Source organism: Siphonobacter sp. SORGH_AS_0500 (assembly GCF_031453245.1).
Taxonomy (GTDB): domain Bacteria; phylum Bacteroidota; class Bacteroidia; order Cytophagales; family Spirosomataceae; genus Siphonobacter.
This window is the reverse complement of sequence record NZ_JAVIYT010000001.1, coordinates 4184121-4200969: the sequence shown is the minus strand read 5'-3', so window position 1 is coordinate 4200969 and position 16849 is coordinate 4184121. Positions and strand designations below refer to the sequence as shown.

At 46.2% G+C, this 16849-nt stretch carries 9 protein-coding genes; 5 read left to right on the top strand and 4 right to left on the bottom strand.

Translation table 11 applies throughout. The features are described 5' to 3' along the window. Positions 1–150 precede the first annotated feature (150 nt). Positions 151–1149 (bottom strand): tRNA (adenosine(37)-N6)-threonylcarbamoyltransferase complex transferase subunit TsaD, encoded by a 999-nt coding sequence (gene tsaD / locus QE357_RS17765; RefSeq protein ID WP_309710286.1) that lies wholly within the window; start codon positions 1147–1149, stop codon positions 151–153. Positions 1150–1290: 141 nt separating this feature from the next. On the opposite strand from tsaD, the gene QE357_RS17760 reads away from it, so the two are divergent. Continuing rightward, complete coding sequence (locus tag QE357_RS17760; protein ID WP_309710283.1) at positions 1291–6102, top strand: translocation/assembly module TamB domain-containing protein; 4812 nt, start codon at positions 1291–1293, stop codon at positions 6100–6102. A gap of 684 nt (positions 6103–6786) precedes the next feature. Here QE357_RS17760 and QE357_RS17755 read toward each other — a convergent pair. Further along, a complete protein-coding gene (locus QE357_RS17755) occupies positions 6787–8010 on the bottom strand; it encodes a chorismate-binding protein (protein ID WP_106637334.1) in 1224 nt (407 codons plus the stop codon). Between the two features lie 106 nt (positions 8011–8116). Then, a complete protein-coding gene (locus QE357_RS17750) occupies positions 8117–9160 on the bottom strand; it encodes a Gfo/Idh/MocA family oxidoreductase (RefSeq protein ID WP_106637335.1) in 1044 nt (347 codons plus the stop codon). A gap of 195 nt (positions 9161–9355) precedes the next feature. Between QE357_RS17750 and QE357_RS17745 the strand changes: the two genes are divergently transcribed. The 4 genes from QE357_RS17745 (at position 9356) to thrA (ending at position 14768) form a co-directional block, all read left to right on the top strand. After that, a complete protein-coding gene (locus QE357_RS17745) occupies positions 9356–9817 on the top strand; it encodes a YkgJ family cysteine cluster protein (RefSeq protein ID WP_106637336.1) in 462 nt (153 codons plus the stop codon). 18 nt (positions 9818–9835) lie between these two features. Beyond that, positions 9836–10267: a tRNA (adenosine(37)-N6)-threonylcarbamoyltransferase complex ATPase subunit type 1 TsaE gene (gene tsaE, locus QE357_RS17740; RefSeq protein WP_307141208.1), complete on the top strand. Its 432-nt coding sequence runs from the start codon at positions 9836–9838 to the stop codon at positions 10265–10267. 37 nt (positions 10268–10304) lie between these two features. Beyond that, complete coding sequence (locus tag QE357_RS17735; protein WP_309710276.1) at positions 10305–12068, top strand: ABC transporter ATP-binding protein; 1764 nt, start codon at positions 10305–10307, stop codon at positions 12066–12068. Positions 12069–12314: 246 nt separating this feature from the next. Continuing rightward, on the top strand, positions 12315–14768 hold the full coding sequence (gene thrA, locus QE357_RS17730; protein ID WP_106637339.1) for a bifunctional aspartate kinase/homoserine dehydrogenase I: 2454 nt from the start codon (positions 12315–12317) through the stop codon (positions 14766–14768). Between the two features lie 59 nt (positions 14769–14827). Here thrA and QE357_RS17725 read toward each other — a convergent pair whose 3' ends face one another. After that, a complete protein-coding gene (locus tag QE357_RS17725) occupies positions 14828–16369 on the bottom strand; it encodes a SulP family inorganic anion transporter (RefSeq protein ID WP_309710272.1) in 1542 nt (513 codons plus the stop codon). Between the last annotated feature and the right edge of the window lie 480 nt (positions 16370–16849).

Sequence of the window (16849 nt, the reverse complement as noted above, 5' to 3'; positions counted from 1 at the left end):
CAAAAGTAGTTGATCGTTTCTAACGGCGGCCGCTGCGGTTATTCGATTGATAGTCGACGTTTTACAATCGAATCTTTACAAGAATTTGACAAACATCGAACCCACTGCATTTTCTGCTTCATGGAAATGCAGTGGGCTCGATGTTTGTGATTACCAGTCCATTCGGGGTAAAGGAGAAACGGTTTGCGGGCAGAATTCACCTCGTACGGCTTTGTAATAACCAGCCATGCCGATCATGGCGGCGTTATCCGTGCAATATTCAAAATCAGGGATGTAGACATTCCAGCCGAGTTTATCGCCCGTTTCCTGAAGTTCTTTCCGTAAACCAGAATTTGCGGAAACACCACCAGCAATGGCAATTTCCCGAATACCTGTTTCGCGGGCGGCTCGTTTGAGTTTGGTTAATAACGTTCGAACTAACGCCGCCTGCACCGAAGCACAGATATCCGCCAGATTTTCTTCAATGAAGTTAGGGTTCTGAGCCGTTTCTTTCTTTAAAAAGTATAATATGGCCGTCTTGATTCCAGAGAAAGAATAACTTAATCCGGGCGTATCCACAGCCGGAAAAGGAAACCGTTCGGGGTTACCTTCTTTAGCATATTTGTCAATCAAAGGGCCACCAGGGTAGGGAAGGTTCAGGAGTTTCGCCGTTTTGTCGAAGGCTTCGCCCACGGCATCGTCCTGCGTTTCTCCGATGACTTCCATGTCGAGGTAATCCCGGACGAGTACAATTTGCGTATGTCCGCCCGAAACCGTTAAGCACAGAAAAGGAAAGGCGGGATGAGGCGTTTGCAGGAAATGAGCCAGCACGTGAGCCTGCATGTGGTGGACATCTACTAACGGAATGTTCAGACCCATGGCCAGCGATTTAGCAAAGGAAGTTCCTACTAATAAAGCTCCCAATAAGCCTGGCCCGCGGGTAAAGGCAATCACGTTCAGGTCCTTTTTTGTAACTTTGGCCTGTGCTAAGGCTTCCTGTACCACCGACACGATGTGTTGCTGGTGGGCTCGGGACGCTAATTCGGGCACTACGCCGCCGTATTGCTGATGAATAAGCTGAGTTGCTACGATATTGGAACGAATCTGCCCGTCTATCAGCACCGCAGCGGAGCTTTCATCGCAGGAAGATTCGATGGCAAGTAATACCATAATCTGGGGAGTAACCGAAGGTTTCGGCCTGATTTTATTAATTTTAACTACTGAACTATCAACAAAAGTACGCCTGAAACGTTCTAAAAACAGTTATTGATGGCAGGTTTACTGCTGTTTCATTGACTGTCTTTCTTTTCCATGATGACTTACTTACTGCGTTTTATATCCCGATTTCTGCTGACACTCCTCGTAGTGGCAGTCATTGGGCTGAGCGTAGGTCATTATTTAGCCTGGATAACCCTTACTCCCAATCAGATTACGGAAATAAAAAGGGGACTGCTATTGGTAGGATTACCCGCCGCACTAGTAGGGCTATTCCTGATTATTTTTTTTCCTGCTGTACGAAGCAAAGTCGCCAGCCTGATTCGTCAGGAAGTTCCGATTTTAATCCGAAACGTTACCTTCTTCTTTTTATTGACGGTTGGGTTGAGCGTAAGTATCATGGCGTTTCTGCGGATTCCGAAAGTGCAGACCAGGATTACCCGTTACATCACTGACTGGTTCTATAAGGAAACACAATATCCGATAACCATTGGACGGGTGAACTACCAGTTTCCTGATTACCTGATTCTGGAGAAGGTTTCGATTCCTGACACGTTACGTCAGCCGATGATTGACGTGAATCGGCTGGAAGTTAATCTTTCCCTCTTTAACCTGATCGACTCCGCCAGTACCAATATTCACCTCGATAAAGTCAAGCTAGTCAATCCCGATGTCCGTCTGGTTGTTCAGCCGAGCGGAGATTTGAATATTGATGGATTCATTGCGGCAATTGATCGATTAACGGCTCCGAAAACACCCCGTAAAGGCCCGCCCAAAATTATTCCGTTTACCATTGGAACCGGAGAAGTGGAAGCCGGAGAGTTCCATTACGACGATCCGCGAACCCAACCTCTGAACCGAAAGGGGACTTTTGATTACAATCATTTTGTGATCAATGACTTAAGTGGAGACGTAAAAAACTTTCTGGTTTTTGCCGATACCATTGCCGCCGATATTACAAACCTGCGAGGAATTGATCGGGTGGCTCAAATGCGGATTCATAAGTTCGATACCAAGTTTTTCTTTTCTTCGGAACAGATGCGGTTTGAAAACTTGCTGGTACAGGTGAATCGCTCCACACTTCGCAAGCACATTGAATTCCGGTACAAACGAAGTCGTGATCTGGGCGATTTTAACGAGAAAGTCCGCATTCTAGCCGATCTGGATCATAGTGTGGTGTATGCGAATGACCTGGCCCGTTTCTCGCGACCGTTATACGAATTCAATGATCGGTGGGAAGCGACGGGGCATTTTGATGGTATCGTTCGGAATTTCAAATTTTGGGCTAAAGACCTGCGGTATGGCAAGAAAAGCCAGGCGGCGGGTGTTTTCGCGTTTAAGGGCCTGCCCGATTTTGAAACCACCGACATGAATTTCAACCTGACGCAGTTCTCTACCAACGCTCAGGATCTGGCTCAGTATACGGGCAAAACAGCCGCTGAAACGCTGGATGATTTTGGTACGCTGGAATACACAGGACTGTTTGCCGGACGCTATAATGATTTCCGGGCGAATGGATCGTTGAAGACCCGATACGGCATTGCGAAGCCCAACTTAAGCATGAAAATTGCTGACAAGATCGATAACTCAACCTATAAGGGGGATATTGAGCTGGTTAATTTTGCTCTGGGCGATTTGATTAACGATCCGAAGATGCTTCAGAAGATTGATCTGAAAGGGCAGATTGAAGGCAAGGGTTTTGATAAGGAAACGGCCATAGTGAAGCTGAATACTGACGTTCGTAGGTTTGGTTTTCAGGGGTACGATTACCGTCATATTCGCGTTGACGGGAATCTACAGTTAGGTCAATTCGATGGACGAATTGCTATGCAGGATACCAATCTGGTGTTCGATCTGACGGGTAAAGCTGATATTCGGAAAAAACGGAATTACTTCGATATTGACGGAACGATTCGCAAGGCGATGCTACATCCGCTGGGTATTTCCGAAGAAAACATGCGTTTGCAGTCGGAAGTACACGTCGTCTGGACGGGACTGGATATTGACGAAATGTACGGCGTAGCTCGCCTGAAAAACACCTATTTAACCCGTGACTTAAAGGACGGTGATCGGAACCTTCTGATTGATACGCTGTATCTGTTTATGCCCAAACCGGTGGATAAGCGGTATATCTCCCTGCAAACCGATATTCTGAATGCCAGCGTAGAGGGTCCCTTTAAGCTTTCGCAGGCTTTGAAGGATTTACCCAATCTGATTGAAGAGTATAAAATCTACTTCACCGAGCTGGATTCTGCCCGGCAAAGTTATTACCAGAAAAAGGCTACCAAGCCCATTCCAAACCCCTATAATCTGAATTATGCCGTCGAATTTAAAGATTCCCGGCCATTGATGGCTTTTCTTTATCCTGACGGTTACCTCTCTCCCAATAGTAAAGTGGAGGGTAATTTCACGATGGGAAATACCTCCGTTTTTACGCTGAATGCGAAAGCCGACACGCTTTTAATGGGGGGATATAAATTCTTCCACTCCGAAGTCGATATCAATACTTCGAAGTTTGCCCATCAGAATGATGTGCTGGCTTCTGCCGTTATTACCTCTGATAATCAGCAGATTTATTCCGCTTCTCCCACCGAAAATCTTCAGGTGGAAGCTTCCTGGGATAAAGATCACATTGCTTTTACCAGTCGGTTACAGCAGAAAGCCAGTACAAACCGCCTGAGTTTAAACGGAGATATCTTCTTTAGAGCCGAAGGTACTGATCTACACTTCCGTCGTTCCAGAATCCGAATTCTGGATCAGGACTGGAATGTGAACACGGGTAATATGATTCGATTGACGGGTTCAACGGTGGACGTGAAAGATTTGACCTTCCAGAATACAGAACAGTCCATTGCTTTAAACGGAAGAGTATCAGAAAATCCGCAGGAAACGTTATTACTGAACGCCCGTGACTTTAATCTGCAAACGCTTGAACCGATTTTGCAGGTGAAAATCAACGGGACGCTTAATGGGGATGTTCGAATGCGGGACGCCTACGAGAATATCAATCTGGATGGAAAACTCAACATCGACGAGCTGGTGTATAAAGGCTTTCTGATCGGTAACGTAGACGCGTCTTCGCAGTGGGACAAGGCCAATCAGCGGGTGAATGTGAACGTGAATGTAGATCGGATGAATAATCCGATTCTGAACATAAAAGGCACTTACACGCCTGATCAGGGAGAAAATGCTTTGGATTTAGCCGCAAACCTGAATCGTACGGATTTACAGATTTTTGAACCTTTCGTGGAAGGCTTATTCTCCGAAATTAAAGGTCAGGCGAGTGGAAAGTTAACCATTAAAGGAACCCCTAAATCGCCACAGATTCGGGGACTAGCAGACGTAAAAAAAGGTCAATTACGGTTCGATTACCTGGGCGTTCGATTGAATTTCGCGGATACCATTCGGTTCCGGGGAAGTGAAGCATTAGCGAAAATGGCGGTGACGGATGAAGAAGGTAACCCCGGAAATGTGCGGATTGGACTTTACTCGGGTGGCAATGGGAATTACGCTCTGGATTTGAAAGCCAATTTGCGGAACTTCAAAGTACTGAATACCACCATTAAGGAGAATAAGTTGTTCTTCGGAAAAGCTTACGTTACGGGCGATGTAAGCGTAGAGAGTGTAGGGACGCTGGAAAATCTGGTGATTAAATCTAACGCGACCACGCGTCCCGGAACGGAGATTACCATTCCAATTGACAATGCCAGTGAAGTAAGTAATACCGATTATATCCAGTTTGTTAATCTGGCCATTCCTAAGAAAAAAGAGGAAGATTTTAGCCTGAAACGTCGGGTTCGCACGGGTATTCGGATGGATTTCAACTTTAATATTACCCCCGATGCCAAGTGTATTCTGGTACTGGATCGTCGCACGGGCGACCGACTGGAAGCCTATGGAAATAGTAACCTGGCTTTGGAAGTGGATACCAAAGGGGATTTCTCCATGCGGGGAAGTTACGAACTGGAAAAAGGGAAATACTTCTATAAATACGAGGCTCTGGTTTCGAAAGAATTTGCCATCCAGCCCAACAGCCGCATCAGTTGGTACGGCGATCCTTATGAGGCCTTTGTGGATGTAAAAGCTTCTTACACGAAACTAACGTCGCTGACCCCTATCATGAACCTGACGAATGAGCAAACCTCTTCCGCTCAGGCCCGGCGGGCGTATCCCGTAGAGGTAACGATTAGTTTGAAGGATCGCTTAATGAAACCAAACGTTGCCTTTGGTTTAAAAATCAAGGAATATCCGCTGGAACCCCAGTTTTCGGGTTCGGTGCAGGCCTTTGAAGCCCGCATTGCCAATGATGAGCAGGAGCTGAATAATCAGGTCAGTAGCGTGCTTTTTTCGGGTCGTTTGTTACCGCAGAACTCGCAGGCTTCTTTCTCGCAGGGAACGTTACTGAATCTACTAGCCGAAACCGGGACGAGTGTCTTAAGTGATATCCTCTCGAAAGTAGCAAATGGGGTAGAGGTGGATATTAATACGGTTAATATCATTGGCTCAAATTCGACTTTGGCCGATCAGTTGCGAGCAAGGGTTTCCTACAACTTTGGTAATGGATTGACTATCAGTCGAGATGGAGGGTTTTCTTCGGTGTACAGTACGCAAAATGCCAATCTGATTGGTGACTGGGCAGCCGAATGGACTGTCACTCCTGATGCCCGCTGGCGTTTGAAAGCCTTTAGCCGTTTCCCGCAGAATACATTCCTGCAAAGTACCATCAACCAGAACACGCCGACGGTGGGCGGAAGTGTGCTTTATACCAAGAGCTTCAACTATATCTTTCCCCGGAAAAAAGTAGCTCAGAAGCCCTTGCCGACGCCAGTTAAATCAACTAGCTCCACGGGTAATAACTTGCTGCCGGTCTTCATCAATTCTTCGAACGTCCTGCAATTCAGGGAGTAGTTAGATTGTAGTTTTCAGTTTTCCGTTGGTAACTAAAGCTTTGCTCAGGACCTCTGGGTTTCTGCCTTATTTTAGGTACGAGATGTAATCTTCCACCAGTGGAGTTTCTATAAAGGAAAAACTGGGTATGATCCCTGATCTCTCGAACGCAGTGAGAGACCTTCTGTGAAATGGGGCGGGGTTGATTTATTCAAGTTACCGCATGACCCAACCAGCTCGCAAATGGCCATAAGATTCTTCGCTTCGCTCTGAATGACAGACGCGGATGATTAAGTAATGACATATCCTTCAGGTATGAAATAAGCTATCATTACCAACCGTGTCCCCGGATTTCATTCGGTTCTATCCAGCCTGGGACTATCCAGCCTGTGTACCTCCAGGCCGAAGCTATCCATGTTTAACCCCTCTGGGGTTATTGGTCGTAAACCTATCATAATAACAACCCCAGCGGGGTTGAATATGGATAGCCCCGGATAAAATCCGGGGAAGCTCTGGGTCGTAAATCCAAATATGAGCAGGATAACCCCAGCAGGGTTTAAGAATGGAAAACCCCAGGTGTCAAACCCGGGGTTTTCCATTAGATTTTATCTGGGCCGTGGAATGAGAAATCCAAAGAGTCCTTACTTCGAGTAACTCCCTAGTTACCCAACTGAAAACTGACAACAACAAACTGAAAACTAACTACTAAAGCAAAGCTGACAATAAAGTCTGGCACTTCATTTCGGTTTCGTTCCACTCCTGTTCGGGGACAGAGCTTTCAGTAATACCCGCTCCGGCGTAAAGAATCGCCTGATCGCCTTCGATCTTCATCGTACGAAGGTTCACAAACAAATGAGATTCATTATTGATATTCACTGGACCTAAAAAACCACTGTAATAGGTGCGGTCGTAGGCTTCGTAATGTTCAATAAATCGGAGAGCAGAAGATTTAGGCGTGCCGCAAACGGCTGACGTAGGATGCAGCAAATCCAGCATAACCGTACTCAGTTGCGGGAAGTTAACGGATTTAGTATCAATCTTAAAATCCGTCCGTAAATGCAGAAGATTACCTGCTTTTACCGTCTGTGGGCCGCTTTCAGCGTATTCCCGTAATCGGATTTTCTTGAAGCATTCAATAATATAACGACTCACCAGAGCCTGTTCCTCAATCTCCTTGTGCGACCAGCGAGCTTCGCCCAAGGGAATAGGATGATTATTCTCATCCAGAGCGGACTGCGTTCCGGCCAGCGACATGGTTCTGAACATACCCTGTTGGTCCTGACTAACCAGAATTTCGGGCGTAGCACCCAGCCAGACACAGGCCGATTCGGGTAAGGAAACCAAGGAAATAAACGCATGCGGGTACGCTTCACAAAGGCGATGAAAAGCCGCCACATGATCGAATTGGGCCGGTAGTTGCACCCATTTTCTTCGCGAAAGTACAACCTTCTGAAAAGCACCGAGCTTCATCTCCGTAACTGCCTGCCGCACCGATTCTTCAAATTTCTCCCGCTCACTCAACGACTCTAGATCTAGCGGAATGGGAGACAGGTTATAGTCGGGAGCATCCACTTCCTCAAAGGCATCGTCTTCAAATGCCTGAATTCGCCAGAAGTCAGCCGAGGGGGAAGTCTTTTCGGCCACTAAATTTTCTTCTGAATCAAAAGAAAAATAAAGATCAGCCCTTAAAAAACGCGTCTGATCTCCTTCGGGATTTATAAACGGACTAATGGCAAAACCAGCGGGCAATTCTTCCAGATCAATCTTGGTACGGCGGTCTTCGCTCGATAAGTCAATGATTAACTGTTTTTCACTTGCTCGTGGTAACCGCCACAACGCGGCAGGGTAACCTCCGCGTTCAGCCGTACTCCATAGATTGGATAATGAGTGGGTACGAATTGAAGTATTTTTAGATTGAACTGTTTCCATAGCCTCCATTTCAAGATGCAACTATAACTATTTACAGGCAGAAATGGTGCTTGAAAGAAAGAAAAAGATCGGAAAGTCTGCCAAAAACTTTCCGATCTTTTACCAATTATCGTAGAGAAACGGCGTTACCCGTCTGCGTACTTAAAAAGGCAGCCTCGATGACTTTAATCTGATTGATGACGTGTTCAGGCTTCACGGCAAGCTCAGCTCCGTTCAGGATCGCATCGGCTACATTTTCGTAAAAAAGACCCCAGTTCCCAGCGTGACTTTCTATTTTTCGTTTGATGGAAGTATCGCCTAACTGAGTGTGGATCATGCCCCAAAGCGACTCTGGTTCTACACCAAAATTAGGGTGACCGGGCATGATTTCTCCGGCTTTCAATTGATCTTCCTGAATATCAATACCGGGTTTTAGAAAGCTTCCCAACGTTCCATTGATGGTATAACGAGGAGCGGGTTCGAGAACTAACAAGCTTGAACGTAAGCGAACCCGAAGTTTATCATAAGTCAGATGGAGATCAAAGGCATCATGGATGGTGGAACCTTCCCGTTGCGTCCAGATGTCAGCCCAGACTTTAGTAGGAATACCAAACAGATGCAGGGCCTGATCCAGAATGTGCGAACCGAGATCGTAGAGTGTTCCACTACCGGGAGACGGCTTTTCTTTCCAGCCTTTTACGTTCAAAATGGGCTTATAGCGGTCATAATGAGCTTCATAACTCAAAATTTCGCCCAGTTCTCCCGACTCCAGTACATCCTTAACGGTCAGAAAATCACTATCCCAGCGACGGTTATGGTATATAGTTAATACCAGGTTTTTTTCTTTGGCTAACTGCGTTAACTCTTCGGCTTCCTCAACGGTAGGCGTAAAAGGCTTTTCAACGACCACGTGCTTGCCCGCCTCTAGAGCTTGCCGGGTATAATCAGCGTGCGTTTCGTTGGGCGTATTGATGATAATGAGATCAATCGAAGGCTCTTCGAGCAGGGCTTCAAAACTGCGAACGGTCGTTACAAAAGGAAAAACCTCTGCTGCTCGATTTTTGGAACGTTCGAACACATGCGTGAGTTGAAAAGAGGAATTGGCGAGTATAAAAGGGGCATGAAGGTAACGGGCAGAATCTCCAAAACCCGCTAGAGCGGTACGTATCATAGATATAGAGTTTACAGTTTCCGGTTTTCTGTTGACGGAACCACTGGGTTACTCAGAGTAATAGATCTCTTTCAGATTGCAAATCCGTAAAGAACAGGATCATAAGACTTACAACTTTGAGTAACCCTGTGGTTGGTTATATGTTACATCAACAGAAAACTGCAAACAGAAAACTAATTAGATTAATTTTGTAAAATGAACGAGCGTTACGCGGAGCACAAACGGTATCTGAACCGGCTTAAGGCCCGTAAACCTAAAAAATTAGACGAAGCTTTTGAGCAATTGCACGAAGAAGTTTTTGACGATATGGATTGTCTCACCTGTGCCAATTGCTGCAAAACTACCAGTCCCATCTTCACGGATGCCGATATTGAGCGGATTGCCAAACACCTGCGGATGCGTCCAGCGGATTTGATTGCTCGCTATCTTCACATGGATGAAGACCGGCATTATGTCCTAAACAGTTCGCCCTGTACTTTTTTAGGTTACGACAATTATTGTTCCATTTATGAGGTAAGGCCCAAAGCCTGTCGGGAATACCCGCACACGGATCGGCGGCGGATGCACCAGATTCTGGACTTAACGCTGGCGAATACCCAGGTTTGCCCGGCGGTGGCTGAAATTGTGGAACGTCTGCAAAAGGTAATACCCGCCTAAATTCTTAGAGATACATTCATGCAGGAGAAAGTTTTTCATTGTGCCTCATTGGCGGATTTACCCGAAACGGTTCGTCAGGTACTGGCTTACGGCCAGGATTTGCGGGTATGGTTATTCGAAGGAGAGATGGGAGCGGGCAAAACCACATTCGTGAAGGCTTTATGTCGTGAACTAGGAGTGCTTCAAACGGTGCAAAGCCCAACGTTTGCCTTGGTGAATGAATATTCTACGGATCAGAATGACACCATTTATCATTTTGATTTCTACCGGATTAAGTCCGAAATAGAGGCTTTTGATATCGGAGTTGAAGAATATTTTTATTCCGGGAACTTTTGTTTCGTCGAATGGCCTTCCCAGATACCTCATCTCTGGCCCGAAGCTTATTTATCGGTACGGATTGAGAGTAATGCTGATGATTCGCGGAGTATTTCAGTAACTAAAGTTTCCTGAAAGTTCGCAAGCCGATTTTCCCATCCATCCCGAAACCATGAATAATCCTTATATCTCACTGCTACGCACGGCCTGGCAGTATGCCCGACAGGAACGTCGAAGGTATCTGCTCGTGTACGCTCTTTTTATTCTTTCCAACTTAATTGAAGCAGCCTTGCCGCTGATGCTGGGCTGGCTGGTTAATAAGCTTCAGCAGGATGGAATGCATGCCCTGCGTTATGCCCTCTGGTACGCTCTGGGCTATTTACTGATTCGTTTTCTGTTCTGGGCCTGTCACGGCCCAGCCCGGGTAATGGAGCGGGAACTAGCCTTCAATCTAAGTCGAAATTTCCTTCAGGAACGGTATCATCAGGCACTCCACCTGCCCGTGAAATGGCACAAAGATCACCACTCGGGAGCGACGATTAACCGGATTCGAAAAGCTTTTGAAGCTCTGCGGGAGTTTTTCCAGAATGGCTTCGTTTACTTACACGCTCTGGCCAAATTCGTATTTTCGCTGAGTGCGATGCTCTACTTTTCCCCGGTTTTCGGAACCATTGGAGTGCTCATTGGGGCGATTACCCTGCGGGTTATTTTCATGTTTGACAAACCTTTCATTAGATCATTAAATGAGGTGAACGAACATGAGCACACGGTTTCCGCAACTTTGTTTGACAGCCTTTCCAACATCATTACGGTCATTACGCTTCGACTGGAAAAAAGCATGGAAACGGGTTTGCTGGGGAAAGTATCCGCTATGTACCAGCCTTTTCGCAGAACGGCAGTCATTAATGAATGGAAATGGTTTACCGCCGAAATGATGATTGGTCTGATCTACGCGGTTATCACGCTGGGCTATGTCTACCAGAATTATAGTCCAACGGGAGCTTTTGCCGTCGGTGGTTTGGTAACGTTACTAGGATACGTCAATCAGTTTACCAGCGTTTTTCAGGACGTAGCCTGGCAGTATACGGACATCATTCGGCATAATACCGACTTACAGGCGGCCAATGAGATTGCAGAAGCCTATAACGATCATCACCGCCCGGAAGCTGCTACCAAAGTGCCTGAAAACTGGAAAGAAATCACGCTTCATAACATCAACTTCTCTCACCAGACGGAGCAGATTACGGGTTTGCATGGCCTCCATTTACGTATTCAACGGGGCCAACGCATCGCATTAATCGGCGAAAGTGGCAGCGGAAAAAGTACCTTACTTGCCTTATTGAGAGGACTGTACGAACCCAAAGAAGGTGCTCAATTAAAAGTAGATGGCGTAGAAGCTCAAAGCATGGGTACACTTTATGATACGGTGACGCTATTTCCGCAGGAGCCTGAAATTTTTGAAAATACCATTGCCTACAACATCACGCTAGGGTTGCCCTTTACGGAAGAAACGATTCGGGAGGTTTGTGAAATCGCTCATTTTCAGACGGTCGTTGAGCAGTTGCCTCAGGGATTGGAATCAAGTATTCAGGAAAAAGGAGTTAACCTTTCGGGTGGACAAAAACAGCGGTTGGCTCTGGCTCGGGGCATTCTGGCGGCTCAGGAAAGTCAGGTGGTATTACTGGATGAACCTACTTCCAGTGTCGATCCCAAAACGGAAGCCCTGATTTACAACAGCATGTTTAAGGCGTTCTCGGATAAAGCCATTATTTCTTCTTTGCACCGACTGCACCTCTTGCGGGATTTCGATTACGTCTACGTCATGGACAAAGGGCGGATTCTGGAAGAAGGTTCTTTTGAATTCTTACGTAAAAATGGCCAGAAGTTCAATGAACTTTGGTGGCATCAGGGAGAAAAGATGGAACAATCGCTCTGAACCAAGTAAAATCCCGAAGCTTCGAAAACTTCGGGATTTTTTCGTTTTTAGCCAAATAATCTATTTCTCTTCCCGAATTAACTGAGTAAATAAATGGGGTGAATTGGCTTTTCTCCATCAGAATTTCTAATTCTTCACCTGCATAATGGGTGTCTCGGCTATCTTTGCGGCTCTATTGTCTAAATAGCCTATTCCCCAGAGGCTCATTTACTTTATCGGGACGGCGATCAGGCCGTTCATTAGCGTATGAAAGTTCTAAAGTTTGGCGGCACCTCCGTAGGAAGCATCAAAGCCATTGAGGCGGTTTTGGGCATTATTCATGATAATCTTCAACGCGGTGAGAAAATTGCCGTAGTTTTTTCGGCCATGGGTGGTTTTACCAACCATTTGCTCGAAATGGGCAGCCGGGCTGCTCGTAATGAAGAATATCGCGACGTATTCAAGAAAGCATCGGATCGTCACCTGGAAGTTATTAATCATTTCATTGGCCCCCGTTTTCGCAGTCGTGTGATTGCTGATGTGATGGGACTTTTCAATGAACTGGAAGATCTGCTGCGGGGGATTACCCTGATTCGGGAAATTTCACCTCGCACGTCTGACTTGTTAGTAAGTTTTGGGGAACGTCTCTCTACGACCTTAGTAACTGAAGTATTGAAAGATCAGGGCGTAGACTGTGACTTTCTCGATGCCCGTAAACTCATTAAAACCAACGCCAGCTTCCAGCAGGCCGAGGTAAATTTTGAGTTAACCAACCACCTGATTCAGCATCATTTTTCAAAAAATAAAAGTTTACAGCTCATTACCGGCTTCATCGGTTCGACTGAAGATGGTATTACCACAACCTTAGGTCGTGGGGGCTCAGATTATACGGGCAGTATTTTTGGCTCCGCTCTGAATGCTTCGGTAATTGAAATCTGGACGGACGTACCAGGCATGATGACTTCCGATCCCCGAAAGGTTCGTAACGCCTTTACGATTCCCGTGGTGAGCTATGCGGAAGCGATGGAGCTGACGCACTTTGGAGCCAAGGTGATTTACCCACCCAGTTTAACGCCAGCGTTCAAAGCAAATATCCCCATCAAGGTACTCAATACCTTTGATCCTTCGCATCCGGGTACGATTGTCACACGTCAGGCTCCGCCGCATGAGTATACAATTACGGGGATCAGTTCCATTGATAACCTGGCTTTGGTTAACCTGCAAGGCTCGGGAATGATTGGAGTAGCCGGGGTTTCGGCTAAGTTATTTACCGTGCTGGCTCGCCACGAAATTTCGGTCATTCTGATTTCACAGGCTTCTTCTGAGCATTCCATCTGTTTTGCTATTGATCCTAAATTCTCAGCCAAAGTGCGGGAAATCATGGAAACGGAGTTCGCCAATGAACTTCGCATGGGGGACGTAGAAGGCGTGGATATTCAGGAAAACCTTTCCGTAATTGCCGTAGTGGGTGAAGGCATGCGTCAGCACACGGGCGTTTCGGGCCGTTTGTTCTCCGTGCTGGGTAAAAATGGGATTAACATCGTGGCTACGGCTCAGGGAAGTTCGGAGCTGAACATCTCAGTTGTGATTGAGCGGAAAGATCTTTCCAAAGCACTGAATGTTATTCACGAAAGCTTCTTTGCCGATCAGGTAAAAACGCTGAACATGTTCCTGATGGGTACGGGACTGATTGGAAAGACGTTACTCAATCAGTTGTCGCAGCAGGAGAGTTACATGCGGAAATTCCGCAACCTGAAGATTCGTCTGATTGGCGTAACCAACAGCCGGGTTATGGTGATTGACGAAGGCGGTATTTCCAAGGAACACTGGGATGAACGCATGGATCACGATGGGGAAAAGGCCGATCTGTCGGGCTTTATCGAACGGATCAAAACGCTCAATTTACCAAACAGTATCTTCGTTGATTGTACGGCGAATAAATCGATAGTAGACTATTACGAAGGCCTGCTGGAAGCTTCGGTTTCCATCGTTACGCCTAATAAAACGGCCAACGCGGCTTCTTATGAAGAGTACGCTCGTCGTCATCGTATGGCTTTGAAAAAAGGAGTAAAGTTCCTGTACGAAACCAACGTCGGGGCGGGTTTACCCGTCATTAATACCATTCAGGGACTCATCGCGTCGGGGGATCGTTTCCTGAAAATTGAAGGCGTTTTCTCGGGAACACTGAGTTACATTTTCAACAATTTCCGTCCGGGATTACGTTTTGCGGAAGTGGTTCGCGAAGCGAAAGCCAAAGGATACACCGAACCCGATCCTCGCGACGATTTAAGTGGTCAGGATGTAGCTCGAAAAATCCTGATTCTGGCTCGTGAAATTGGGATGCAACTGAATTTCGAAGATATCGAAATAAAACCCTTACTGCCTGAAAGTTGCCAGAATGCTCCTTCGGTGGATGATTTCTTTGCAGAGTTGGAGAACTGTAATGCCGTATTCGAGAAATGGGTGGATGATGCCGATGCCAAAGGCGAAAAGCTACGTTACGTGGCTACGCTGGAGAGTGGCAAAATTACCATTGGCCTGAAAGCCGTTGGGCCTAATCATCCGCTGTACGCTCTGGAAGGTGCCGACAACATCATTTCTTTCACCACGAAGCGTTACCATGATCGCCCGCTGGTGATCAAAGGCCCCGGGGCGGGTGCTGAAGTAACGGCTTCAGGCGTATTTGCCGATATCGTTTCGATTGGAAGCTATCTTTCCTAGGCATAATAGCTATGATAGTAAAAGAGCCCGAGGTTTGTTACCTCGGGCTTTTATTGTGATTATTCCAGATCAGAAGCCACCTGGTAATGGGGGTCTTGCATGATATTAACCTCGATAATACTTCCCGCTTTCCGAAGCAATCGCTGGCAATCAGGACTTAAATGGCGTAAATGAACGACTTTACCCGCTAATGCATATCGTTGGGTTAGTTTATGCAGAGCTTCAATTGCAGACATATCAGCAACCCGGCTTTCGGCAAAATCAATAACCACTTCACTTGGATCGTTCGTGATGTCAAATTTTTCGTTAAAGGTTTGAATCGAACCAAAAAACAGCGGACCAAAAAGCTCGTAATGTTTGACACCGCTTTCGTCCGTGTATTTTCTGGCCCTAATGCGTTGAGCATTCTGCCAGGCAAAGACAAGGGCAGAAATGATAACGCCGACGAGCACCGCCAGAGCCAGGTTATGTAAAAATACCGTTACCAATGTGACCAGTATAATGACGATCACATCGATTACGGGCATCCGTCCAATCGTTTTTAGGCTTGCCCATTCGAAAGTTCCGATGCAAACCATAATCATCACGCCAGTTAGGGCGGCCATAGGCAGTTTTTCAATCAGACCTGCTCCAAACATGATGAATACGAGCAGCATCACGGAAGCTACTATTCCCGATAACCGGGCTCTGGCACCAGACGAAATATTAATCAGACTCTGGCCAATCATCGCACAACCACCCATGCCTGAGAAAAGCCCGGAAACGATATTGGCCGTTCCCTGAGCCATACATTCTTTATTGCTTCGGCCTTTGGTTTCAGTTATTTCATCAATAAGGTTGAGGGTTAACAGACTTTCAATCAGGCCAACACCAGCCACGATACAGGCGTAGGGAAAAATAATTTGCAGGGTTTCAAGGGTAAACGGAACCGATGGAATGTGAAAAGGTGGAAAACTACCTTGAACAGAAGCGATGTCTCCAACGGTTTTAGTGTCGATGTTAAACCCAATCACAGCCGCCGAAACAACCACAATAGCGGTTAATGAGGACGGAATTACCTTGGTAAGCTTAGGAAGGCCCCAGATAATGAGCATGGTAATACCTGCAATGCCAAGCATGATCCATAAAGGCGTACCCTGTAACCACTGCAAAGTGCCTGAGGCATCAGTATACTTGAACTGATTAAGCTGGGCCATAAAAATGACAATGGCCAGGCCATTTACAAATCCGAACATAACGGGATGAGGTACTAGCCGGATGAATTTGCCAAGTTTTAAAGTTCCCGCCAGAATTTGAAGTAGTCCCGCCAGAACTACAGTAGCGAAAATATATTCAACACCATGCGATTGAGCCAGACTAACAATAACCACGGCGACGGCTCCCGTTGCTCCTGAAATCATGCCGGGGCGGCCTCCCAAAATAGAGGTTACGAAACCCATCGTAAAGGCAGCGTATAAGCCAGTCAAAGGCGAAAGACCTGCAATCAGGGCAAAAGCAATGGCCTCGGGAATGAGGGCCAGGGCAACCGTAAGACCCGAAAGTACTTCAGTTTTGTAATTTACTTTTTGACTTAAATCGAACAGATTCAATCGTGAGTTCATAAAACAGTATAGTTACACCGAACGGAACGCAGTAATTCCGCGGCTTGGGATGGCCAGAAAGATTAATCATTGGAAAAGGAAAGCAGGAAAAGACCAAACTCAGGGTGGAGTAAGGGCTAGATGCAGAAAAGAAGATAACGTCAGGTGATTCATCTAGTTGCAAAAGTAAGAATAGCTTTTGAATCCCGGGGGGAATGTGGGAATAAGCATAATTAACCCTGTAATAGTTTAATACTTTGAAGAACTTGATCAGGTAACTTTCGAAAGTTAACGGATTCAGGGCTAACAGGTTGGTTTCTGGTATGCTTTTAATACCGTTTCTCTTAAAATCAAGGCACGTTTAAAATTCACTAAGAGCTTAAAATGTATATTTATTAGGGTTTCTAGCTTGTTTCGTAGTTATTATTTTGAATAAGTAGCTATTGTATTGGTTAAAATTTGGCTTATAGCTCTGTTTAAAGTTTTTCGTCAGCAGGCTAA

What these genes read in the sequence shown, in the direction of transcription:
- thrA (WP_106637339.1), top strand. Translation starts at nt 12,315, where the DNA reads ATGAAAGTTCTAAAGTTTGGCGGCACCTCCGTAGGAAGCATCAAAGCC.
- QE357_RS17760 (WP_309710283.1), top strand. Translation starts at nt 1,291, where the DNA reads ATGATGACTTACTTACTGCGTTTTATATCCCGATTTCTGCTGACACTC.
- QE357_RS17725 (WP_309710272.1), bottom strand. Translation starts at nt 16,369, where the DNA reads ATGAACTCACGATTGAATCTGTTCGATTTAAGTCAAAAAGTAAATTAC.
- QE357_RS17735 (WP_309710276.1), top strand. Translation starts at nt 10,305, where the DNA reads ATGAATAATCCTTATATCTCACTGCTACGCACGGCCTGGCAGTATGCC.
- QE357_RS17755 (WP_106637334.1), bottom strand. Translation starts at nt 8,010, where the DNA reads ATGGAAACAGTTCAATCTAAAAATACTTCAATTCGTACCCACTCATTA.
- QE357_RS17745 (WP_106637336.1), top strand. Translation starts at nt 9,356, where the DNA reads ATGAACGAGCGTTACGCGGAGCACAAACGGTATCTGAACCGGCTTAAG.
- QE357_RS17750 (WP_106637335.1), bottom strand. Translation starts at nt 9,160, where the DNA reads ATGATACGTACCGCTCTAGCGGGTTTTGGAGATTCTGCCCGTTACCTT.
- tsaE (WP_307141208.1), top strand. Translation starts at nt 9,836, where the DNA reads ATGCAGGAGAAAGTTTTTCATTGTGCCTCATTGGCGGATTTACCCGAA.
- tsaD (WP_309710286.1), bottom strand. Translation starts at nt 1,149, where the DNA reads ATGGTATTACTTGCCATCGAATCTTCCTGCGATGAAAGCTCCGCTGCG.